Source organism: Paraliobacillus ryukyuensis (assembly GCF_003315295.1).
Lineage (GTDB): Bacteria > Bacillota > Bacilli > Bacillales > Amphibacillaceae > Paraliobacillus > Paraliobacillus ryukyuensis.
On the sequence record NZ_QNRI01000002.1, the window covers coordinates 153,829 to 178,614 of the forward strand.

At 36.6% G+C, this 24,786-nt stretch carries 23 protein-coding genes and 1 riboswitch; all 23 genes read left to right on the forward strand.

All coding sequences use genetic code 11. From position 1 onward, the window contains the following. Positions 1–10 precede the first annotated feature (10 nt). Positions 11–814, forward strand: a complete 804-nt coding sequence (gene argB, locus DES48_RS04080; RefSeq protein WP_113867074.1) for an acetylglutamate kinase — start codon at positions 11–13, stop codon at positions 812–814. Next, positions 804–1,997: an acetylornithine transaminase gene (locus DES48_RS04085; protein ID WP_113867076.1), complete on the forward strand. Its 1,194-nt coding sequence runs from the start codon at positions 804–806 to the stop codon at positions 1,995–1,997. The genes argB and DES48_RS04085 overlap by 11 nt, the downstream gene beginning before the upstream one ends. Before the next feature lie 58 nt (positions 1,998–2,055). Further along, positions 2,056–2,102, forward strand: a riboswitch (PreQ1 riboswitch). Positions 2,103–2,182: 80 nt separating this feature from the next. After that, entirely contained in the window at positions 2,183–2,680 is a 498-nt protein-coding gene (gene queF, locus DES48_RS04090) for a preQ(1) synthase (protein ID WP_113867078.1), read from the forward strand. 56 nt (positions 2,681–2,736) lie between these two features. After that, on the forward strand, positions 2,737–3,381 hold the full coding sequence (locus DES48_RS04095; RefSeq protein WP_113867081.1) for a queuosine precursor transporter: 645 nt from the start codon (positions 2,737–2,739) through the stop codon (positions 3,379–3,381). 273 nt (positions 3,382–3,654) lie between these two features. Continuing rightward, entirely contained in the window at positions 3,655–4,653 is a 999-nt protein-coding gene (locus DES48_RS04100; RefSeq protein WP_113867083.1) for an acrylyl-CoA reductase family protein, read from the forward strand. A gap of 458 nt (positions 4,654–5,111) precedes the next feature. Next, positions 5,112–7,181 (forward strand): BglG family transcription antiterminator, encoded by a 2,070-nt coding sequence (locus tag DES48_RS04105; protein ID WP_113867085.1) that lies wholly within the window; start codon positions 5,112–5,114, stop codon positions 7,179–7,181. Between the two features lie 17 nt (positions 7,182–7,198). Next, a complete protein-coding gene (locus DES48_RS04110) occupies positions 7,199–7,678 on the forward strand; it encodes a PTS sugar transporter subunit IIA (RefSeq protein ID WP_113867087.1) in 480 nt (159 codons plus the stop codon). Between the two features lies 1 nt (position 7,679). Continuing rightward, positions 7,680–7,967 (forward strand): PTS sugar transporter subunit IIB, encoded by a 288-nt coding sequence (locus DES48_RS04115; protein WP_079710457.1) that lies wholly within the window; start codon positions 7,680–7,682, stop codon positions 7,965–7,967. 70 nt (positions 7,968–8,037) lie between these two features. Then, complete coding sequence (locus DES48_RS04120; RefSeq protein WP_113867089.1) at positions 8,038–9,297, forward strand: galactitol-specific PTS transporter subunit IIC; 1,260 nt, start codon at positions 8,038–8,040, stop codon at positions 9,295–9,297. A gap of 141 nt (positions 9,298–9,438) precedes the next feature. After that, complete coding sequence (locus tag DES48_RS04125) at positions 9,439–10,470, forward strand: zinc-binding dehydrogenase (protein WP_113867090.1); 1,032 nt, start codon at positions 9,439–9,441, stop codon at positions 10,468–10,470. Between the two features lie 19 nt (positions 10,471–10,489). Continuing rightward, entirely contained in the window at positions 10,490–10,639 is a 150-nt protein-coding gene (locus DES48_RS16070; protein ID WP_179123934.1) for a hypothetical protein, read from the forward strand. A 33-nt stretch (positions 10,640–10,672) separates the two neighbouring features. Further along, positions 10,673–10,852: a hypothetical protein gene (locus tag DES48_RS16075; RefSeq protein ID WP_211318467.1), complete on the forward strand. Its 180-nt coding sequence runs from the start codon at positions 10,673–10,675 to the stop codon at positions 10,850–10,852. 116 nt (positions 10,853–10,968) lie between these two features. Continuing rightward, the gene (gene rpiB, locus DES48_RS04135; protein WP_113867092.1) at positions 10,969–11,412 is read left to right on the forward strand and encodes a ribose 5-phosphate isomerase B; all 444 of its coding nucleotides are present in this window, start codon (positions 10,969–10,971) and stop codon (positions 11,410–11,412) included. Between the two features lie 57 nt (positions 11,413–11,469). Further along, on the forward strand, positions 11,470–11,634 hold the full coding sequence (locus DES48_RS15870) for a hypothetical protein (protein WP_170126163.1): 165 nt from the start codon (positions 11,470–11,472) through the stop codon (positions 11,632–11,634). Between the two features lie 25 nt (positions 11,635–11,659). Beyond that, positions 11,660–12,322, forward strand: coding sequence for a ribulose-phosphate 3-epimerase (rpe, locus tag DES48_RS04140; RefSeq protein ID WP_079710461.1), 663 nt, complete (start codon positions 11,660–11,662; stop codon positions 12,320–12,322). Positions 12,323–12,344: 22 nt separating this feature from the next. Continuing rightward, on the forward strand, positions 12,345–13,409 hold the full coding sequence (locus tag DES48_RS04145) for a galactitol-1-phosphate 5-dehydrogenase (protein WP_113867094.1): 1,065 nt from the start codon (positions 12,345–12,347) through the stop codon (positions 13,407–13,409). A 72-nt stretch (positions 13,410–13,481) separates the two neighbouring features. Then, on the forward strand, positions 13,482–15,482 hold the full coding sequence (tkt, locus tag DES48_RS04150) for a transketolase (RefSeq protein ID WP_113867096.1): 2,001 nt from the start codon (positions 13,482–13,484) through the stop codon (positions 15,480–15,482). A 327-nt stretch (positions 15,483–15,809) separates the two neighbouring features. Continuing rightward, complete coding sequence (araD, locus tag DES48_RS04155) at positions 15,810–16,496, forward strand: L-ribulose-5-phosphate 4-epimerase (protein ID WP_113867098.1); 687 nt, start codon at positions 15,810–15,812, stop codon at positions 16,494–16,496. Between the two features lie 31 nt (positions 16,497–16,527). Continuing rightward, positions 16,528–18,015: an L-arabinose isomerase gene (gene araA / locus DES48_RS04160; protein ID WP_113867100.1), complete on the forward strand. Its 1,488-nt coding sequence runs from the start codon at positions 16,528–16,530 to the stop codon at positions 18,013–18,015. A gap of 259 nt (positions 18,016–18,274) precedes the next feature. Next, positions 18,275–19,390, forward strand: a complete 1,116-nt coding sequence (locus DES48_RS04165) for a GntR family transcriptional regulator (RefSeq protein WP_113867102.1) — start codon at positions 18,275–18,277, stop codon at positions 19,388–19,390. Positions 19,391–20,185: 795 nt separating this feature from the next. Then, the gene (arfA, locus tag DES48_RS04170; protein ID WP_113867718.1) at positions 20,186–21,673 is read left to right on the forward strand and encodes an arabinosylfuranosidase ArfA; all 1,488 of its coding nucleotides are present in this window, start codon (positions 20,186–20,188) and stop codon (positions 21,671–21,673) included. Between the two features lie 99 nt (positions 21,674–21,772). Then, a complete protein-coding gene (locus DES48_RS04175) occupies positions 21,773–23,245 on the forward strand; it encodes an alpha-N-arabinofuranosidase (RefSeq protein WP_113867104.1) in 1,473 nt (490 codons plus the stop codon). 450 nt (positions 23,246–23,695) lie between these two features. Continuing rightward, positions 23,696–24,727, forward strand: a complete 1,032-nt coding sequence (chvE, locus tag DES48_RS04180) for a multiple monosaccharide ABC transporter substrate-binding protein (RefSeq protein ID WP_113867720.1) — start codon at positions 23,696–23,698, stop codon at positions 24,725–24,727. Positions 24,728–24,786 lie beyond the last annotated feature (59 nt).

Below are 24,786 nucleotides of genomic sequence, written 5' to 3' on the forward strand. Positions count from 1 at the left end.
GAGGAGGGAAATGGACTATATCGTCATTAAATGTGGTGGCAGTATTATCGATCAGCTGTCTCCTGATTTTTATAAAAATGTCATTGAATTACAAAAACAGAAGCAGGTTCAACCGATTATTGTTCATGGGGGAGGACCAATGATTTCAACCCGTTTAAAACAAATGAATGTTGCTACGACATTTGTCGATGGGTTGCGTGTAACAACAAAGGAAGTGCTTGATGTGGTTGAAATGGTACTGAGTGGATCGGTAAACAAACAGATGGTGCGAGCTTTACTTCAACAAGGAGGGCAAGCGATGGGCTTAAGTGGTATTGATGGCTATTTACTTCACGCTAAACCTATAACAGACATCAATAAATATGGGTTTGTTGGAGAAGTTGAGCATGTTAATGTCACTTTCTTAAAAAATATTATTGCGCATGATTACATTCCGATCATTTCACCGATAGCCATCGGTGAACAAAATCAACGGTACAATATTAATGCTGACCTAGCTGCTGCGGCAATTGCACAAGCATTGCATGCAAATTTGTGTTTTATCAGTGACATTCCAGGTATCCTTGTCGATAAAAATGGACAAAAGCACCCCTTGCACGAGACTACGAAGAAACAAATCGAATCGTTAATTGCGTCCAATATAATTTATGGGGGTATGATTCCTAAGGTCCAAGCAGCATTAACTGCTTTAGAACAAGGTGCACCATGCGTAGCGATACTTGATGGGATGAAAACAAACAGTTTAACCGATTTTATTGCTGGCAAACAAGTCGGAACGAGCATTCAATTAGAGGAGGTTTCTCATGTCTATTAAACTCAAGCAGCAAGCTAGTAATGTGATGGCAACCTATAACCGTTTTCCGATCACCTTGACAAAAGGAAAAGGAAGCTATGTTTGGGATGAAGTAGATCAATCTTATTTAGATTACACGTCAGGAATCGCTACCTGTAACCTAGGTCATGTTCCTAACATGGTAAAAAAAGCGATGCAACAGCAATTAGACCGATTATGGCATTGTTCCAACCTGTATACAATCCCTTCCCAGGAAGCTCTAGCAAATGAACTAGTTCAGCACACAGTGTTTGATCAAGTTTTCTTTTGTAATAGTGGAGCAGAAGCAAATGAAGCGGCAATAAAACTAGCAAGAAGATACGCACAAACAGTTAAACAATCCAATCAGTATGAAATAGTTACCTTTAAGCAATCTTTTCATGGTCGGACACTAGCTACATTAGCCGCGACAGCACAAGAAAAAATTCAGACAGGTTTTAACCCATTGATGCCGGGTTTTCGCTATCTACCTTATAATGATAAAGATGCGTTAACGGATCTCATTCGTCCAGAAACGTGTGCGGTGATGCTTGAGCTTGTACAAGGTGAAGGGGGCGTTATTTCAGCTGATCCATCATGGGTGCAACAACTGGTACAACAATGCAAAGAGAATGAGGTATTAGTCCTCATTGATGAAATTCAAACTGGTATAGGGCGTACTGGTCCGCTGTTTGCTTATCAAGATTATGGATTTGAACCGGATGTCGTCAGTGTAGCCAAAGGTCTAGGATCTGGCTTTCCAATTGGAGCGATTTTAGCGAAAGATGATGTCGCGCAAGCTTTTCAAGCTGGGTCACATGGGAGCACGTTTGGTGGTAACCCTTTAGCGACAACTGCAGGATTAGCTACCCTTCAAATGATTACTGATTCAAACTTTTTACAAGCATCCACAGAAAAAATGAGTTACTTCTGGTCAGGTTTAAAGCAATTAGAAGATAAGTATCGTTCGATAAAGTTAGTAAAAGGAAAAGGATTCTTGATTGGGATAGAGGTTGAAGAAAAAGCCATAGATTATGTTACGAAAGCAAGAGAAGACTATCACTTGTTACTGTTAGTAGCTGGGCCACATGTCTTACGAATATTACCACCACTAACCACAACGCAAGCAGAAATAGATACAGCACTAACAAAATTGGATAGCTTATTTTTATCGCAATCAAGTTGACATCTATAGCTAGTATCTATATAATAATGCAAGTAAATGGATACGATTCCGTTACGAAACGGGAGAGGTTCTTAGCAGTAACCCTCTATAAAAAACTAAGGACATATGACGTGATCAAGCCATATCCTTAGGAATGGCTTTTTTTTATGCACAAATTGAAATAGAGAGAAGAGGAGGTAATTCACATGGCAGGTAGAAGAGATGATGAATTACAAGATGTTTCCTTATTAGGTAGTCAAGGAACGGAATATCGTTTTGATTATACACCTGAAGTGCTTGAGACATTTGATAATAAGCATCCAAGCAGAGATTACTTTGTAAAATTTAATTGTCCTGAGTTTACGACGCTATGTCCTAAGACGCGTCAACCAGACTTTGGTACCGTGTATATTAGTTATATCCCTGACGTCAAAATGGTGGAAAGTAAATCATTGAAGCTCTATTTATTTAGCTTTCGTAACCATGGCGACTTTCATGAAGATAGCATGAATATTATTATGAATGACCTAATTGAATTAATGGACCCGTGTTACATTGAAGTATGGGGAAAATTCACACCAAGAGGTGGAATTTCCATTGATCCGTATTGCAACTATGGGAAACCAGGAACCAAATATGAACAAATGGCAGATCACCGCTTAATGAATCACGATATGTACCCAGAAAAAATCGACAATCGCTAATAGAGGGTTAGCGCGAAAGAATCTCCTTTTTATTTTAACCAAAAGGAGAAATGCAGATGTTTGTTTATTTAAATGCACTATTTGTAGGGTTATTGATCTTATCAAATATTATTTCGGTAAAATTGTTTAGTATTGGTGAATTTATTATCTTACCAGCGGCAGCAATTGTATATGTAATTACGTATTTAATTACAGATGTTGTTGGTGAAGTTTATGGTAAAGACGCAGCAATGAAAATTGTTCGAGCAGGTTTCTTTACACAAATCGTAGCATTGGTATTTGTGTTTGCAGCGATCCATTTACCGGCAGCAGCATCATTTGGTATGCAGGCTGAATTTGAAATGATTATGGGAGGAAGCTTCCGTGTTATGCTTGCGAGCTTACTTGCTTATCTAGTTAGTCAGCACATTGACGTTGCGATTTTTCATAAGTTGAAAAAACAACATGGGGAGAAAAAATTATGGTTGCGTAATAATTTATCTACCATATCCAGTCAGTTATTGGATACTGTTATTTTTATTGTAGTGGCCTTTGTTGGAACAGTACCAACTGCCATATTAATCAGCATGATCATTACCCAATATTTATTTAAAGCAGTAGTCGCAATCGTCGACACGCCGGTAACCTATTTGCTTGTTCGCTTGGCAAAAAAAGAACAAGCAAAAGCGAAGACAAATACTGCTACAGTTCAAGCAGGCTAAGTCAGCTTATTATATAGCACAAAGAGGTTTGAGGTTATTTTTCCTCAAGCTTTTTTGTGTTAAACAATGAAATACAGACTATAGTTGAAGGTCTATTCTTGAAACAAACAGTTTAATTCACATAATGTACATAATTAAGTGACCTATGAAACAAAGAAAATGCATTTTGTTACAAAACTAATGTAATGTTTGATAAAGTGAGAATAAGGAGCAAGTATTTAACATTTTTAAAAACAAAACATATAGCTACGCGGTTTGAAGGAGGAAGTAAACATGGTAGAAACATTTCGAGCTTATCAATTAATAAAAGAAAACGATCAGGTAAAAGGTGAAGTAAGAGAATTAACAGAGGATGATTTACCTGAAGGAGAACTGCTGATAAGAGTACATTATTCTAGTATTAATTACAAAGATGCAATGGCCAATATGCAGGATAGTCCGATCGTTAAAGAATATCCTTTTGTTCCTGGTATTGATTTAGCAGGTGAAGTCGTCGAATCTTCGGATGATCAGTTCCAAAAAGGGGATAAGGTAATTGCAACTAGCTATGAAATTGGGGTCTCACATGATGGAGGTTACAGTGAGTATGCCCGGGTATCATCTGATTTAGTGATTCCACTCCCAACCAATTTATCCTTAAAAGAAGCGATGTTATATGGTACAGCAGGATTAACCGCAGCTTTATCTGTTAATCGATTAGAAAAAAACGGATTAACGCCAGACGAAGGGAAAGTGTTGGTTACAGGTGCAACAGGCGGTGTTGGTAGTTTTGCCATAGCGATGCTTGCGAAAAAAGGCTATCATGTTGTTGCAAGTTCTGGAAAAGCAGAAGCTGTCGACTTTTTAAAAGCAATTGGTGCGAAAGAAGTCATTGGTAGAGAAGATGTACAAGATGAAAAAATCCGTCCAGTAAGCAAACAACAATGGGCTGCAGCGGTAGATCCAGTAGGAGGTAAAACATTAGCTTCGATTCTAAGTAAATTAGAATATAATGGAGCCGTAGCTGTTAGCGGTTTGACAGGAGGCGTGCAGGTGCCAACTTCGGTATATCCATTTATTTTACGAGGAGTTAGCCTACTTGGGGTAGATTCTGTTTATACCCCAATGCAAGCTAGAAAAGAAGCATGGGAACGAGCTGCTTCGGATTTAAAACCTAACGAGCAAGTGATGGAAACGATTTTAAATAAAGAAGTTGGCTTAGATGATTTATCTGAAGTTCTTCCAACATTATTGGAAGGAAAATCCTTAGGGCGTATTATTGTTCGTTTATAATATATCCAAGGCAATATAACTGTGTATCGATCGACTTTAGTGCAAAAATCATAGTGAATATGTGAGCGAATCCCAAATGTTTAAGTATCATTTGGGGTTCGCTCTTTTTTTATTTCTATAGCTAGGATATGAAAGTGTTAAAAGGAAACAGCAACATGGAATTTTATGGTATTAAAGGTTAGCGTATACTGCTGACTTATGTTCTACCTTTTTTACCAAACGTTAGTTTATGTCAACAAGTGCCTTGTCAAGGTTAGGTTTGCTTACTACGCTGATTTTTTGCTTATTGTAGTAAAATTCTCACATCAGTTCGTTCTAATCAAGGTAAAGGCGTAATTTGTATAACAAATTTTGTAAAGCACATCGTTGTACATATACGACTACAAAAACTGGGATGAAAACGAATACAAAAGCTGATATGACGGTGTTAAAATCAAAATATAGAGAGGTGATCAACGATGCAGCTTGATGATCGTAGCAATAAATTTATTAATGAATTAATGAGTGATCCTAATATCCGAACAAAAGATTTAGAAAAGAAATATGCCATTACTCGTAGGCAAATCAATTACAGCTTTGAAAAAATCAATGATTGGTTGAGCACGAAAAATTTACCAGCTATTGAAAGAACAAGGCAAGGATTATTTATTGTAGATCCGATCATCTTTAATACACTATCTGACAAAATGGCGGATGAAATAGTTGTCTCAAAAGTATTAACAGAGGAAGAGCGCTCCTATTTAATTATTCTAATGATCCTTAGCCAATCAGAAGAACTGTCAATTATTCATTTTACTAGTGCATTGTATGTAAGTAAAAATACCATTCTGAATGATTTGAAGAAGGTGCAATCGTTTATTGAACGTTATAGCTTACTTATTCGTTATTCAAGAAAAGAAGGTTACCTTATTGAGGGAGAAGAGTTCGATATTCGTAGATTATTGGTCAATATAACTTCTGAAGTCATTGAAATGAACAATGGTAAAGACTTGATAGAAGATATAGCACAGATTAAACGTGAAAAAGCAGAAGAATTTTCTAAACGGATTGAACGAGCAGAAAACCATATAGGGTTGAAATTCACGGATGAAAAAATCGAAGCGATGCCTTACATTCTTCTGTTAATAATTAGACGTATCTATCTTGGTAAAAAAGTAAATTATTCCTCTATTAATTATCAGGAACTTTCAGATACAAAAGAAGCAAAAGCAACGGAAGAAATCTTATTTGATATTGCAAATATACCAACAGAAGAAAAATTATTTATTACGCTACACTTACTTACTTCTAGCGTGTATTGGTCTGAGCCATCAATGGAAGATAGAATCCCGGATTTAATGTCTGCATTAGAAGAGACCATTTCCTTGTTTGAACGGAATGCTTGTATTGTTATCCAAGACAAACCGCAACTATTGAACAAACTACTATTACATGCTAAACCAGCTTACTACAGAGTGAAGTACAACTTGACCGCTATAGGTGAAATGAATGATCTAATAAGTGAAGAATTTAGAGAATTACATCACCTAGTAAAAAAATCTCTGCAACCGCTTACTAATTTGCTTGGTATGGAGATTCCAGATAATGAAACTATTTATTTAACGATGTTAATCGGGGGTTGGCTTACCAAACAGGGAGAAAAACTCCAAACCAAAATTAAAGCTATTGTTGTATGTCCAAAAGGTGTTTCAGTATCTAGATTGATGTATAGCGAACTGAAAGAGTTGTTTCCAGAGTTTATCTTTTTAGATTCTTTATCTGTGCGAGAATTTAAAAATTATACATTGGAGTATGATGTGGTGTTTAGTCCGGTGTTCTTAAATACGGATAAAAAATTATATATTGCAAACTCATTCCTTGATAAAGATGAGAAATACCGGCTACGAAAACAAGTGATGAATGAATACGCTGGTTTTAGCACACGCACTTTTTGTATGAAAGATATGAAAGAAATTATCGAAAAACATACAACTATTCATAATGAGAAAATGCTTACAAGAGATTTATATAAGTATATTCACAATGTTAATGATGTAGTAATTGAGCTGCCAGAAACGATGCCAAGTTATTCTTTACTCGAATTATTAGAAGAAACGAAAATCACATTGAAAAATGAAGTATCTAACTGGGAAGAAGCGATCAAGATAGCGGCGAATCCACTTTTAGCAGAAGAGAAAATTACTCCTCAGTACATTGAAGCAATGCTAATCCATTGTAAAAACGATCCATATATCATTATTGGTAAAGGCTTGGCCATCCCGCATGCAAGTTCAGAGGATGGGGTCAATGAAGTATCAATGAGTTTACTACGGATCAAAAGAGGCGTTCCATTCGATAATGAACATCTGGTGAAAATAATTGTCGTTATTGCAGCCGTAGATAAGCAACAACATTTAAAAGCGTTAATGCAGTTAATGGATCTCTCTAATAATGCGAGTGATATGCAAAAGATTATACAAGCAGAGGATACCTCAGCGATTCAAAAAATAATTGAAAAATATTCAAATGCAGAAAAGGAAGAGAAGTAAATAATGGAGGAATTGACATGAGCTCTTTACAATTTGATGAATCTTTAATTCTAAAAGATATGGAAGTAAGTTCAAAAGAAGAGGCTATTAGCTTAATGGCAGATAGGCTAGCGGAAAAAGGCTTTGTTAAATCAAGCTATAAGCAAGCCGTACTTGAACGAGAAGAGGAATTTTCTACGGGTTTACCAACTCACGGTTGCTCCGTAGCTATTCCACATACAGATAGCAAACATGTAAATCAAAAAGCGATCAGCTTAGCGATTTTAAAACATCCAGTTATATTCGGTGTTATGGGAGAATGTACGACAACACCAGTCAAGTTAATATTTATGTTAGCAATGGATGAAGAACATTCTCAACTAACCCTTTTACAAAGGTTAATGCAGATTTTTCAAAATGCGGAAATGTTGCATTATTTCTGCAAAGAAACTGATAAATCAAAAATAAAAGAGAAAGTATTAACCCAATTAGAATTCTCTTTGAAAGGGGGTGAGTAGCATGAACAAAAAGAAACAGGTATTGGTAGCTTGTGGCGCTGGAATTGCAACTTCTACGGTTGTTAATAATGCAATCGAAGAGATGGCAAAAGAGAACAATATTTCACTAGATATTAAGCAGATCAAAATTGCAGAAGTCGGGAGTTATGTAGATACTGCAGATCTTTTAGTAACTACAGCAATGACGCAAAAAGAATATCCATTTACAGTAATTAATGCCAGAGCATTTCTAACGGGGATTGGTGTCGATGATACAAAGAAACAAATTTTAAATGAGCTAGTAAAATAATAAACCGTAATTCTAATTCATTTGAATGCATGTATAGGATACAGACTGACTTAAAAGGGGAGAGATGAGAATGCAGAGTTTTGTAGATATGGTACAAAGTTTTTTAGACTTGGGTGCAACGGTTATTCTACCTGTAGCAATCTTTATTATCGGATTAATATTCGGGCAAAAACCGAGTAAGGCATTTAGGTCTGGCTTAACGATCGGTGTCGCATTTGTAGGTATCTTTCTAGTTGTTGACTTACTTGTAAATAATCTTGGACCAGCTGCTCAAGGAATGGTTGATAGACTTGGTGTCAGCTTAAATGTGATTGATGTAGGTTGGCCAGCGACTTCGACAATTGCTTGGGCATCGATTGTTGCTGCATTTATTATCCCGCTCGGATTAGTTGTAAATGTTGTTATGTTACTTACAAAAACAACAAAATGTATGAATGTGGATATTTGGAATTATTGGCATTATACATTTATGGCTGCAATGATTTATGCAGTATCTGGCAGTATTATTCAAGGATTAGTCGGGGCTGTGATTTTCCAAATCATTTGTTTGAAAGTAGCAGACTGGACAGCGCCAATGGTACAGGATTTCTATGATATGCCGGGTGTTTCTGTGGCGACAGGAAGCACGATCTCTTATGCTCCAGGTATTTGGTTAGTTCAATTGCTTCAAAAAATTCCTGGAATCAGAAAATTAAATGCGGATCCAGATTCTATACAGAAGCGATTTGGTATTTTTGGTGAATCTATCTTCATTGGTTTAGCACTCGGTTCCATTATTGGTATATTAGCTGGCTTTGGAGTGGGTGAAGTCATTGAAATAGGAATGGCGATGGCTGCAGTTATGGTACTGATGCCACGCATGGTTAAGATATTAATGGAAGGATTAATGCCTGTTTCAGAATCAGCTAGGGAATGGTTGAATAAGCGTTTTGGTCAAAGCGAAATTACAATAGGACTTGATGCAGCAGTGTTATTAGGTCATCCTTCTGTTATTTCAACAGCCTTAATTCTAGTTCCAATTACTGTTGTGTTAGCAGTTATTCTTCCTGGAAACGCGCTTTTGCCGTTTGGAGATTTAGCAACCATCCCATTTGTTGTTGCATTCATCGTCGGGGCTGCTCGTGGTAATATCGTGCATTCTGTCATTGTAGGAACCATATTGATTGCTGTTTCTTTGTATATTGCAACCGATGTAGCCCCTTTATTTACTGACATGGCACAAAATGCAAACTTTGAAATGCCTGAAGGTTCTGCACAAATCTCAAGTATTGATCAAGGTGGAAACATTGTAAACTATCTAATATTCAAAATTTTCGATCTGTTTAATTGATATAGATAAGGCTAAGTAGCTAAAACGTTTAAAATACCAATTTATTCACTCAATAAAATGAGAGACGATCATAGAATTTCTTGTTCCATCTCAGTGGAGTGCATGTATAAAAGATCAATCATGTCAGGGGGACAAAATATTATGAAAGCGTTAGTAAAAACTAAACCAGGATTTGGTAATTTAGAAATACAAGAAGTAGAAGAGCCGAGTGTTGGAGCCGATCAGGTAAAGATAGAAGTTAAATATGCTGGGGTCTGCGGGTCTGATATTCATACGTATGAAGGTAATTATAAAGTGAAAACACCAGTCACATTGGGGCATGAGTTTGCAGGGGAAGTTGTGCAGGTTGGTGATAATGTTACTTCTATTAAAGTAGGAGATCGTGTAACTTCAGAAACAACTTTTTATATCTGTGGTGAATGTGAATATTGTAAAACAGAAGATTATAACCTTTGTGATCATAGAGCAGGCATTGGTACACAGCAAAACGGGGGGTTTACTAAATATTTAATAGCTAATAAAGAGAGCGTGCATCTTCTACCGGTAAATGTCGATTATCAATCTGCTGCTTTAACAGAGCCACTTGCATGTACGTATCATGCGGCTGCTAAAGCACAAATACAAAAGGGAGACGTGGTAGTTGTACTCGGTCCCGGACCAATAGGTTTACTGCAGGCGCAGGTAGCCAAAACGTTTGGTGCGAAAGTAATTATTACTGGTTTGGATCATGACAAAATACGCTTGGATAAAGCTGAAGAAATTGGCATTGATTATGCAATTAATATCCAACAACAAGATGTGCGGGCATTAGTAGATGAGTTGACGAATGGTTATGGGGCACATGTAGTGTTCGAATGTTCTGGTGCAGTTCCGGCAGTACGAATGGGCTTAGATTTTCTGCGGAAAAAAGGCCAATATGTTCAGGTCGGTATTTTTCCAACACAAGAAATTCCATTTGATATGGCAAAGGTAATTCAAAAAGAAATTCATGTGATAGGGAGTAGAAGTCAAAAACGTAGTGACTGGGAACCTTCTCTAGCTCTTATGGGTCAAGAACTTGTAGATGTAAAAGCGTTAATTACAAAAAATTATGACATTACTGAATGGGCGCGTTTATACAAAGCGATTAAAGACGGAGAAGAAATTAAAGTAACCTTAACCACAAAAGAATAGGAAAGGGAGATTAGTATTTATGGATCTGCAAAAGATTACAGATATGATTGATTATACGCTCCTAAATCCAATTACAACAAAAGAAGATAGTGAGAAATTTTGCAAAGAAACCATTACGTATGGTTTTAAAACAGTATTTGTTAACCCGTACTATATCTCCTATGTATAGGAACGATTAAAAGAATACCATATAAAAGTTGATGTGCCAATTGGTTTTTCGTTAGGAGGTGCACTTACCAAGATTAAAGTAGAAGAGATTAAAGCTGCAATTCAAGATGGAGCAATGGAAATTGACATGTTAATGAATCTAGGTGCATTGACATCCAAGGATTTGGGTGTCGTTAAGTATGATATAGCTGAGGTGGTGAAATTCAAACATTAGCTGACGCAGAGAAAATCATAGCAGCAGGAGCGAATCGAATTGGAACAAGGGAAGCCATTGCAATTGTGACGGGAAAACGTGCCGATATTACTTATTAATGAAGGAGTTGAAGAAATGTGAAAATATATATTGGTTGTGACCATGGTGGCTTGCATTTGAAAGAACAAATTATTTCGGCTCTATCTGATGTACAGGTGGATATTGAAGATCTAGGGGTACATGAAGCAATTTCAACAGATTATGGTCCTATCGCAAAGCACGTAGCAGAACTTGTTGTTACCAATGAAGAGGCATTTGGAATACTAATCTGCGGTACAGGAATTGGAATGTCAATCATGGCTAATAAAGTGAAGGGTGCAAGAGCCGCTGTTGTTCATGACACATTTTCTGCAAAAGCAACTCGTGCACATAATGATGCCAACATTTTATGTATGGGAGAAAGAGTCATTGGCCCAGGTCTAGCTACAGATATTGTGAAAGTGTGGCTTGCTACGCAATTTGAAGGCGGTAGACATAAACGTAGGATTGATTACATCTGTAATTTTGAAAGAGAAGAGTAAAAGGATACAAAATAGCTTATATCGACTTCTAACGTATTTAAAAAGGGGGCGAAAATATTGATTGAAGCATTTTTAGATTATGCACTCGGGCCACATGGTAGAGCAATAAGTGCTTTTTATATGGAAAATCAAATGATTCTAAATATCATTGTTGTTGGATGTGGTATCGGGACAATTTTTTATAAAAATAAGAAAAACAAAGTAATCACACAGAAATCTTGATTATATGTGATTGGAGGGAGAACGAATGATTCAATTAGCACCTTCTATATTAGCATCTGATTTCTCGCAATTAGGAAGTGTCGTGAAACAAACTGCTGAAGGACATGCAGATATGATTCATATTGATGTGATGGATGGTCAGTTTGTACCGAATATCACATGGGGCCCAGATATCATTAAAGCGATTAGACCTTTTGCTTCTATTCCTTTCGACGTACATTTAATGGTAGATAGTCCTGAAAGATATATAGATAATTTTATCGAGGCTGGTGCGGATATCATTACGGTACATATCGAAGCGTGTACCCATCTTCACCGTACCATTCAACACATAAAATCGGCTGATGTAAAAGCGGGCGTAGTGTTGAATCCAGCCACACCAGTAGAGGCATTGACCTCGATTCTACCAGAATTAGACATGGTACTACTAATGAGTGTTAATCCTGGTTTTGGAGGTCAAATATTTATTCCTAGTACAATAGAAAAATTAAAACGATTACGAAATATGGTTCAACAATTAGGTGAATCAGTAGATATAGAAGTAGATGGTGGTGTTAATAAAAATAATGTTGCAGATATTGTAGCTGCTGGGGCTAACGTAATTGTCGCTGGATCGGCAATCTATCAAACAGATAATATAGCAGAAAGTGTTCGTACTTTTCGAGCTTTTATGAAAGAAACAATATAGATGACTTAGGGGGACAATTAAATTGAATTCGTTAAAATTTTATGGAAAAAGAGATATACGTTATGAAAGCTCCCCAAAACCGACGATTCAAGAGAAAGACGATGTGATTGTAAAAGTAAAAGCCGCAGGCATATGCGGCTCAGATATTTCAAGATATCTGAAATTAGGACCTTATGTAAAAGGAATGGTATATGGCCATGAATTTACAGGTGAGATAGTAGAACTAGGTAGCGATGTTAATGCATTTAAAATAGGGGATCGTGTGGCTGGGTGTCCGGCTTTGTATTGCGGTACTTGTAATAGTTGTAAAAAAAGTGAATTTGCTAGATGTGAGAACCTTAGCGTGATTGGGTCAACGTACCCTGGAGCGTATGCAGAATATGTGAAACTACCAGCCGAGAACTTTATTAAATTACCAAATGAAGTAGATGATGATACTGCTGCGCTCATAGAGCCATCTGCCGTAGTTGTTCATGCTCTGTATAAAACATCACTACAACCAGGAGCAGATGTAGCTGTGATGGGATCTGGAAATATCGGTTTATTAGCTATCCAATGGGCGAAAATATTTGGAGCCAGGAAAGTTTTTGCAATTGATATTGATGATAAAAAATTAGAAATTGCAAAATCAATAGGAGCTGATGAAGTGATTAATCCTAAAAAAGGGTCAACACATGAACAATTACTTCAACTCACAGCGAATCAAGGAGTAGATGTAGCAATTGAATCTGCTGGTTCACCAGCTACTTCTGCTGAAGTGTTTTCTCTTTGTAAAAAAGGTGGTTCAGTCGTATTTTTAGGTATTCCTTATGGTGATGTAAAAATCAATCGATTTTATTTTGAAAAAATTGTTCGAAATGAGTTAAAGGTTTATGGTTCATGGAATGCCATATCAGCCCCGTTTCCAGGAAAAGAGTGGCAAACAACGATTCAATTTATGGCTTCAAAACAGATTGATGTGAAGCCACTTATTACCCATCGATTACCTTTGCAAGCGGGGGCAGAAATTTTTGAACAAATTGCAAAAAAAGAAGGTTTTATAGGAAAAGTTATTCTTTATCCAGAAAAGGATGGAAATATCACATAAGATAGATTTCGCACGTAGGTATCAATCGATTTATTCTTTTAAAGTTGAATTTATGATAGGGAGATGTGCAAAATGAAACAAGCAATTGAACAGTTAGCAGTAACTACAATTCGAACATTATCTATTGATGCTATTGAAAAGGCTAATTCAGGACATCCGGGTATGCCGATGGGAGCCGCACCAATGGCATATACACTGTGGACAAAATTTATGCAACATAATCCGTATAATCCAAATTGGTTCAATCGTGATCGTTTTGTTTTATCAGCAGGTCATGGATCTATGCTGGTGTATAGTTTATTACACCTTTCAGGCTATGATCTTAGCATGAATGATATAAAATCTTTTCGACAGTGGCAAAGTAAAACACCTGGTCATCCAGAGTATGGTCACACCTTAGGTATAGATGCAACAACTGGGCCACTTGGCCAAGGGATTGGTGTTTCTGTAGGTATGGCAATGGCTGAAAAACATTTAGCAGCAAAATACAATCGAGATCAGTATGATGTGGTTAACCATTATACCTTTGCTATTTGTGGAGATGGAGACTTAATGGAAGGTGTTTCTTCAGAAGCTTCTTCGTTAGCGGGCCATTTAGGTTTAGGAAAATTAATTGTATTATATGATTCAAATGATATCTCACTAGATGGTGATCTAAGTCAGTCATTCTCTGAGAACGTCAAAGAACGTTATCAAGCCTATGATTGGCAAGTATTACGTGTAGAAGACGGGAACAGTATTGAGGAATTATCACAAGCAATTGAACTTGCTCAAGCAAATGAAGACCAGCCTACATTAATTGAAGTGAAAACGACGATAGGCTTTGGTTCTCCTAATAAAAGTGGATCGTCTAGTTCTCATGGTTCTCCGCTTGGAGTAGATGAAGCAAAACTAACCAAAACATATTACCAATGGACATTTGATGAAGATTTTTATGTTCCAGAAGAGGTCTATGATCACTTTGAAGAGGTAGTAAAATCAAAAGGTGAAAGAAATGAAGCAAAATGGGAAGAAAAATTTAGAAAGTATAAAAGCAACTATCCAGAATTGGCACGGGAATTAGAAGATAATATTGATTGCGTTTTGCCAGATAATTGGTCGCAATCTATCCCTGTCTATCAACCTGGTACCTCTATTTCCACAAGAGCGGCATCTGGTAAAATGATTAATTTTATAGCTGAACACATCCCTAATTTATTTGGTGGCTCAGCAGATTTAGCTGGTTCTAATAAAACACGGATAAATAAAGAAGAAGATTTTTCTAAAAGAAATTATGAAGGAAAAAATATATGGTTTGGTGTAAGAGAATTCGGAATGGGGACAGCACTTAACGGCATCACACTTCATGGTGGATTAAGAGCTTTTGGTGGTACATTCTTTGTGTTTTCTGATTATCTACGTCCTGCAATAAGACTTGCAGCAATTATGAAACTACCTGTTACCTATATATTTACGCACGATAGTATTGCAGTCGGAGAAGATGGCCCGACACATGAACCAATTGAACAATTAGCATCTTTACGAACTATGCCTAATTTATCGATTATTAGGCCAGCGGACGGAAACGAGACAAATGCTGCATGGAAGTTAGCACTAGAATCAAAAAATCGTCCAACGGGTTTAATTTTATCCCGCCAAAACCTTCCAGTACTAGAAGGTACAGAAGCACATTGCTACGAAAATGTTTCGAAAGGGGCATACATTATTTCACCTTGTTCCAACAGTCAAGCTGATGTGATTTTATTGGCTTCTGGATCTGAAGTTAGTATTTCGATTGAAGTTCAGAAACAGTTAAAAAAAGTAGACATTGAAGCATCTGTTGTAAGCATGCCATCATTTGACCTTTTTGAAATGCAAACAGAGACATACAAAAATACGATATTACCTAAAGATGTTCGTAAACGTGTCGCAATTGAAGCGGCATCTTTGTTTGGTTGGGAGCGATATGTTGGTCTGGATGGAAAAATAATTGGAATAGATACATTTGGAGCATCAGCCCCTGGAGAAGTTCTGATGGAGAAATTCGGATTCTCTGTGGATACGATTGTAAAACAAATCAAAGAACTGTTCTAGAATAGTATTTTCAAGTAATAATTTTACCCAAGGCTGTACACATTTAGGTGCACAGCCTTAATAATCATTTACTTTAAAACACCAATTTGAATACCATTGGATAATCCCACTCTTAAGAAAGACATCCTCCATTTTCACATCCAAATCAAAGTAAATATTATCAATAACTTATTACATATCTACATACATATTAATATATTAGATTTTAATTGAATTTATAAAAATATAAATTCAACTATTGATTGTACGTACAAATTGTATTAATATAAAATAAAAGATGAAAAATATACGTACATGATAAATGATTGATGAAAGGATGTGAAGGACATGTTAGAAGAGTTAAAACAACAAGTTTTAGAAGCTAACCTAGCGTTACCAAAGCATAATTTAGTAACTTTTACTTGGGGGAATGTAAGCGGTTACGACAAAGATGCCAATTTAGTAGTTATTAAACCAAGTGGTGTACCTTATGAAAAGCTTACGACAGATGATTTGGTAGTAGTAGATTTAGAAGGAAATGTGGTAGAAGGAAACAAGAAATCGTCGTCAGATACGCCCACTCACTTAGTACTTTATCAAAATTTTTCGGGTATTGGCGGTGTGGTACATACACATTCACCGTGGGCGACTAGTTGGGCCCAAGCAGGAAAAGCAATTCCTGCATTAGGAACTACACAAGGAGATTATTTTTATGGAAATATACCTTGTACAAGGCGTATGACAGAGGAAGAGATTAATGGTGCTTATGAATTAGAGACGGGAAATGTAATTGTAGAAACATTTAAACAGCTAGACCCAGCGGCTGTGCCAAGTGTATTGGTGCATAGCCATGCTCCTTTTAATTGGGGAAAAGATCCCAATGAAGCAGTTCATAATGCAGTTGTCGTAGAAGAAGTAGCGAAAATGGCGTTACACACGTATCAAATTAACCCAAACACGCCAGAGATGCAACAAACATTACTCGATAAACATTATCTCAGAAAACATGGCAAAAATGCTTACTATGGACAATAGTAAATACTACAAAAAAATGGAGGAATGAATTATGTTAACAGTTAAACCGTATACATTTTGGTTTTTAACAGGTAGTCAACCGCTGTATGGAGAAGAAACACTCAAAGAAGTAGCAGATAATTCTAAAAAAGTTGTGGAAGGTTTTAATGAACAAGGTAATTTGCCATTTCCTATTGAATTTAAAGAGGTAGTGACGACATCCGATCGAATACAAGCTTTAGTACGAGAAGCGAATGCAGACCCAAATTGTGCTGGTGTAATCACATGGATGCACACATTTTCTCCAGCGAAATCATGGATTGCTGGTTTACAATCTCTTCAAACACCATTGTTACATTTGCATACCCAATATAATCGTGATATTCCGTGGGATGCGATTGACATGGATTTCATGAATACGAACCAATCGGCACACGGTGGAAGAGAATACGGGTTCATGGTATCTCGTTTAGGTATTGCGCGTAAAGTGGTAGTAGGTCACTGGCAAAATGCAGAGGTAAGAAGTAAAATTTCTAATTGGATGCGTACAGCAATAGCCGTAGCAGAAGGATCGCATATTCGTGTTGCTCGATTTGGTGACAACATGCGGAATGTTGCTGTTACAGATGGCGATAAAATAGAAGCGCAAATGACTTTCGGTTGGACAGTAGATTACTATGGAATTGGTGACTTAGTAGAAGAAATGGGCAAAGTTACTGATGAAGCATTAGCGGAATTATACGAAGAGTATCTATCACTCTATGAACTACCAGAAGAAGCAAATAAACCTGGTCCAGTTCGCGATTCAATTTTGTATCAAGGTAAAATCGAGCTTGGTCTAAAATCGTTCTTAGCAAAAGGAAATTATACTGCCTTTACGACAAACTTTGAAGATTTACATGGAATGAAACAATTACCTGGTTTAGCTGCTCAACGATTGATGGCTGAAGGGTACGGGTTTGCTGGAGAAGGAGACTGGCGTACAGCTGCCTTGTTACGCATGATGAAAATAATTTCTAATAATAAAAATACATCCTTTATGGAAGACTATACCTACCATTTAGAGCCAGGAAATGAAATGATCTTAGGCTCGCATATGCTGGAAGTTTGTCCAACAGTAGCGGCTACTAAACCAAAAATCGTTGTACATCCATTAGGTATTGGAGGTAAAGAAGATCCAGCTCGTCTTGTCTTTGATGGAAAAGCTGGAGACGCGATTAATGTAACGTTAGTAGAAATGGGTGGGCGTTACCGCATGATTATTAATGAAGTGATGGCAGAACAACCAACAAAGGCTACTCCTAATCTTCCGGTTGCTAAAGTGCTTTGGAAGCCAGCGCCTTCCTTAAGTGAAGCAACAGAAGCTTGGATATACGCAGGTGGGGCACATCATACAGTCTTCTCATTTGATGTCACAACAGAACAATTAAGTGATTTTGCTGAGATGGCAAACATTGAGTGCTTGGTGATTGATGAAAACACGAAATTGAGACAATTTAAAAATGAACTAAAATGGAATGAAGTTTACTATCGAAAATAGGTTTTACCTAGCAGTGATTTATCGTTATTAGATCACTGCTAGTTTTTTTGTGAATTGTTGTGGAAAGACCGAGCTATAATGACCGTATTTTGAGTAGGAAATGAACAGGATGCAATCATATAATACAATTTCATTTGATTTAATTCGATTTTTTCTAACAAAATTAGTATGTATAGGTAGCACTACTCCGCACATAAATGTTAAAATTATTTAGATACACATATACGAATGAGCTAATATAGTGCAATGAGGTGTAGTAATGCAAACAAAATATAATATCGTGAAGCAAGCAATTAAATCAAAAATATTAGATGGTACGTTCCAGCCCCATGAAAAAATCAGTTCCGAAAGTGAGTTGATGAAACAGTTTAATGTTAGTAGGCATACTGTTCGTTTAGCAATTGGCGAGTTAGTGAATCAGGGGTGGTTGTATCGTGAACAAGGGTCAGGTACGTTTTGTGCTGATCGCTCCAAAGAAGAGAAAACAACCAATATTAATAATCAAAAAAATATCGCTATTATTACCACTTATATATCTGATTATATATTTCCATCTATTATTCGTGGAGCAGAATCTTATTTAAGCAAACATGGCTATCATGTCAGCCTATTTAGTACGAATAGCAATCATGCTAATGAGCGACGATTTCTTGAAAAGATCTTAACACAACATTTTGATGGTGTAATTATTGAACCTACAAAGAGTGCGATTTCCAATCCGAACATCAATTATTATTTAAATTTAGAGCGTCAAAATATTCCATACATTATGATTAATGCTTATTATGATGAACTGGAACCAATGAGTATTACATTAGACGACGAAAAAGGAGCACAATTACAAACAGAACATCTCATTCAGCTTGGTCATACAAATATTGTTGGCTTCTTTAAAAATGATGATGCACAAGGAACTAAACGAATGAAAGGATATCTAAAGGCGCATCGTATGCACGATTTACCGATTAATCCGAATAACATTGTTACGTACAAGACAGAAGAAAAAGAGGAAAAAACGGTTAATGAATTAGAGAAAATACTGGATAAAGGCAATGGAGATCGTCCAACTGGTATCGTTTGTTACAATGATGAATTGGCAATAAGCCTGATAGATATTTGTCGTCAAAAACAAATTAAAATACCTGAAGAATTATCTATTGTGGGATTTGATAATTCCTTTTTAACAGAAGTTTCGGAAGTAAAATTGACCAGCGTTGAACACCCGAAAAGCAAAATGGGTGAAAAGGCAGCAGAAGTTATCTTAGAATTAGTTAAATCCTCTAATGGTCACTCGAAGAAAAGGCCGGAATCGAATCATTCGATTGTATTTGAACCAGAACTTATAATAAGAAATTCAACAAAGAACTTAAAATAATCCAAAATGAGAACACCTCTTTTTGGATTATTTTTTTTGTTCTATGTCAAATGATGTTGGTGTATCTTAGTAGTCAATGAAATTAATGTATGTTCACCTCCTAAAATAGCTTAAGCTTTTAGAAAGTGTTTACTCATCGGTCTTGAAACGAGTTGAACGAGAGGAAAACGATCAATGTTAATCTTGTCATTAGAAAATGGAGCTGGGACAAAACTAATTTTTAACTACAGTATACGAATGATTGATAAGAACTTAACCATCGCAACTGGAAATACACTTGCGTTCTACGGGCACGGCCTCGGGCACACAGGACGTGACGGTTTTCGTCTAACTTCTAGCCGCTTTACAAAGTGGATCTTCGGCTCGTGGGACTGCGATTACTCGTCCCATCGAAAACATACGCTGTTCCAGCTAGAGTCTCGTATATTTCCAGTTACTTAGTTATGTTTTCTAACTAAAACGAACGATGAATAAAATAAGTTATCCATCGTTCGTTTATCAGGGTTCTTCATTCACTTTTGTCCCAGCCTCGCGAAAAGTGAGTCTATTTCCTCTGCGGTTCAATAATCATGCTGTCGTACTTTAACGGTGTTGAAAGGAAAACTCCGCATTAAAAAAGCATCACAGTTTTTATAAATACAACATAATTATTGACAACAGTACATTTATTTTATAATCTAGATGTACGTACAAATTTAATTTCAACAATAGGATTTTTATTTTTTTGCGCTATTTGTAAGCGCTTAAATTAGAGGAGGAATGTAAAACGTGGCGAATGAAGTAGTGAAGGCGAAAATGACTGTCGATAAGGACTTCAAAATTGCAGAAGTTGATAAGCGAATTTATGGTTCATTTATTGAACATTTGGGTCGAGCTGTATATGGAGGGATCTATGAGCCCGACCATGAAACAGCTGATGAACAAGGGTTTAGGGAAGATGTAATAAAACTTGTAAAAGAACTACAGGTACCAATTGTAAGATACCCTGGTGGTAATATGGTTTCTGCTTACAATTGGGAAGACGGAGTTGGCCCAAAACAAGATCGTCCCCGTCGCCTGGAGCTAGCCTGGCGTGTAACAGAAACTAATGAAATTGGCACAAATGAATTTATGGATTGGGCTAAAAAAGTCAACACCGATGTTATGATGGCTGTTAATTTAGGAACGAGAGGTATTGATGCTGCAAGGAACTTAATCGAATATATGAATCATCCGGGAGGTACATACTGGAGTGATTTAAGAAGATCACATGGCTCTGAATTACCTTACAATATTAAAACATGGTGTTTAGGAAACGAAATGGATGGTCCATGGCAGGTCGGTCACAAAACAGCGGATGAATATGGACGATTAGCTGCAGAAACGGCAAAAGCGATGCGGCTAGTAGACCCCACCATCGAATTGGTAAGTTGCGGTAGCTCTAATTCTAATATGCCAACATTCCCGGAGTGGGAAGCAAAGACGTTAGAACACACTTATGAATTTGCGGATTATATTTCCTTACATCAATACTACGGCAATCGTAGCCATGATACGGCTAACTTTATTGCTAAATCGCTAGATATGGATAACTTTATTCAAACGGTTATTGCTACTTGTGATTATATGAAAGCCAAAAAACGTAGTAAAAAAACGATTAACTTAAGCTTTGATGAGTGGAATGTTTGGTTTCATTCACGTGAACAGGATAAGGAAATAGAGCCGTGGACGATCGCACCACCACAGCTAGAAGATGTTTACACATTTGAAGATGCCATTTTAGTTGGAAGCATGTTAAATACGATGTTAAAACACGCAGATCGCGTAAAAATGGCTTGTATGGCACAGTTGGTAAATGTCATTGCGCCAATCATGACCGAAACTGGCGGCGGTATTTTCAAACAAACCATCTTCTATCCATATTATTATACATCTGTTTATGGTAGAGGTATAGCATTAAGTCCAGTTGTGCATTCACCAAAATACGATAGTAAAGATTTCACCGACGTTCCTTACTTGGATACGTCTGTTGTGTATAACGAAGTAAAGAATGAAGTAGTCATTTTTGCTACGAACCGTCACTTGGAAATGCCTTTACAAGTAGATATTGATATCCGCTCGTTTGAAGGATATAACGTGGTTGAACATGTTGTCCTTGAAAAGGATAATGTAAAAGCAACAAATAGTCTAAAGAAAGAACAAATAAAACCACATTACAACGGAGAATCTTATGTACAAAATGGAAATGTTACAACTATACTTCCTAAACTTTCTTGGAATATGATTCGCTTGAATAAAAGGTAATAAATTGACTAAATAAGTAAGACGTAAACCATAGGATAGACCATCCCCAATATGTCAAGAAATAGCAGAAATAAATTTATAGAGAGGTGTGTGCAGATAATGAAAATAGTTGTAAACACGGATGTATCAAAAGGAATAATTAATAAAAACATTTATGGGCAATTCTCGGAACACCTTGGTCGCTGTATTTATGAGGGGCTGTGGGTTGGTGAAGACTCCGCTATACCAAATACAAATGGTATTCGTAATGATGTATTGGGGGCACTAAAAGAATTAGATATTCCTGTATTACGTTGGCCAGGTGGTTGTTTTGCTGATGAATATCATTGGAAAGATGGGATTGGTCCTCGTGAAAATCGCAAACGCATGGTGAACACACATTGGGGTGGTGTTGTAGAAAACAATCACTTTGGTACGCACGAATTTATGATGCTTTGTGATCTGTTAGAGACAGAGCCGTATATTAATGGAAATGTTGGAAGTGGAACGGTTCAAGAGATGTCGGAGTGGGTTGAATATATGACTTTTGATGGGGAATCTCCAATGGCTAATTGGCGTCAAGAAAATGGTCGCAAAGAACCATGGAAATTAACTTATTTTGGAGTAGGCAATGAAAACTGGGGATGTGGCGGTAACATGCGTCCACAATATTACGCTGATCTTTATCGCCGCTTCCAAACCTATGTACGTGATTATGGAGATAATAAGATCTATAAAATTGCAGGTGGGCCAAATGTAGATGATTATAATTGGACTGAAGTATTAATGCGTGAAGCAACACCATTTATGGATGGGCTAAGCTTACATTATTACGTACATCCAGGGGGTTTTGAAAATAAAGGATCTGCTGTGAACTTTAGTGAAAAAGAATGGGAAATTTCCATGCAAAAAGCTTATTATATGGAAGAATTAATCGAACGCCATTCCACTATCATGGATAAGTATGATCCTGAAAAACGTGTTGCATTAATTGTTGATGAGTGGGGTGGCTGGTATGATGTAGAACCAGGTACAAACCCAGGTTTCTTATATCAACAAAACACTATTCGTGATGCTTTAATCGCAGGTCTTACCTTGAATATTTTCCATAATCATAACGATCGTGTTCAAATGGCCAATATTGCGCAAATGGTGAATGTAATTCAGGCAATGGTGTTAACAGAGGCAGATAAAATGCTTCGTACCCCAACGTATCATGTATTCCACATGTATAAGGTACATCAAGATGCGGAACGAATTTATTTAGATATAGATACAAAGATGTTAGAAGTAGATGGTAAAGAATATCCACAAGTGAGTGCTTCTGCTTCAAAAACAGCAACAGGCGAAGTCAATATTAGTCTTTGTAATTTAGATAAAAATGAGGATGTAACACTTACAATAGATGTTCGAGGTATGAATGCATCTGCCGCCAGTGCCGAAGTCATTACTTCAGAAAACATGCGTGATCATAACACATTCGAAAATCCAGATAAAATTACACCGAAAAAATTGAATAATGTAACCCTTGACCAAGGATTGATCACTGTGACCTTACCAAAAATGGCTGTTTCTACTTTGAAGATAAAGTGATGAAAAATATATGATCAAGTTCAGATTTTTTCGGTAATAATCCTTCTATATTGATAGAAAAAATCTCAAAATACTATCATACTAGAAAGGTTTAAAAGGCGAGATTAAATCCATTATCTGCTTTTAAAATTCATTTAATAAATTGCGAGAAATATTATAAAAATGTTAAAAATATACGGATAAGTGAAAACCGATGACAAAACGTCATCGGTTTTTCTGCATTTTCATTCCAAGATTGCTATGAACATTTTTGTAATTAATTATACGGACAAATAATTAAAAGTGGTTAATTAAAAATTAAAAATTGCGTAATAGTATTAATTTTTATAAATATAATTTAATAGAAAGCGTTATCAATTTAAAGTCTTGTTGATATCTTAAATTAGTTTAGGGGAGGGGAAAAGGATCGTGAATAGTAAAAAATTTTTTTTCTTATTTACAGTAGGATGCATGGTTTTTTTAATGGTTGCATGTAGTTCATCTGGAGGTGGCGATCAGCAAACTGTTGGTATCTCAATGCCGACGAAGTCTTGGGAGAGATGGGTTAAAGATGGGGAAAATATGGCGGAGCAATTGGAAGCGTTAGGCTATGCAACCGATTTGCAGTTTGCTGAAGATGTCGTTGAAAATCAAGTTTCACAAATTGAAAACATGATTACAAAAGGAGTAGATATTTTAATTATCGGTTCTATCGATGGATCTGCTCTTACCGAGGTGCTGGAACAAGCAGAACGTCAAGAAATTCCTGTTATCGCATATGACAGATTAATTATGAATAGTGATCATGTCAGTTATTATGCAACATTTGATAACTTCCAAGTTGGCGTCTTGCAAGCACAGTATTTAGAAGAAAAATTGAATTTAAAAGATGGGGAAGGACCGTTCAATATTGAACTTTTTGCGGGATCGCCTGATGATAATAATGCATACTTTTTTTGGGATGGAGCAATGTCCGTTCTGCAACCATATATAGACAATGGAGAATTAGTAGTTCAAAGTGGTCAAACTGGTTTCCAACAAGGTGCCACATTAAGGTGGGATGGAGCAGAAGCCCAGGAAAGAATGGACAATTTATTAAGTGCTCACTATTCAGATAAAAACATAGACGCTGTTCTTTCTCCATTTGATGGAATTAGCATAGGTGTTATCTCTTCATTAAAAGCGGTTGGGTATGGAACGGAAGAAAAACCATTACCAATTATTACTGGTCAAGATGCCCAGACATCATCCATTAAATCAATCATAGCAGGAGAGCAAACCCAAACCATTTTTAAAGATACAAGAAAACTAGCGGAGAAAGCAGCTTCTATGGCCGAAGCAATTCTAAACGATAAAGAACCAGAAGTAAATGATACAGAGACTTATGATAATGGTAATAAAATTGTACCTGCTTACCTAGTGGATCCAGTTTCCGTCGATATCAATAATTATGAGAAAGTGCTGATTGAATCAGGGTATTATACCGAGGAAGATCTTCAATAACAGGAAAATAACTAGTATAGATGATTTAGCTTTAGCTAAATCATCTATCTATAATTTTT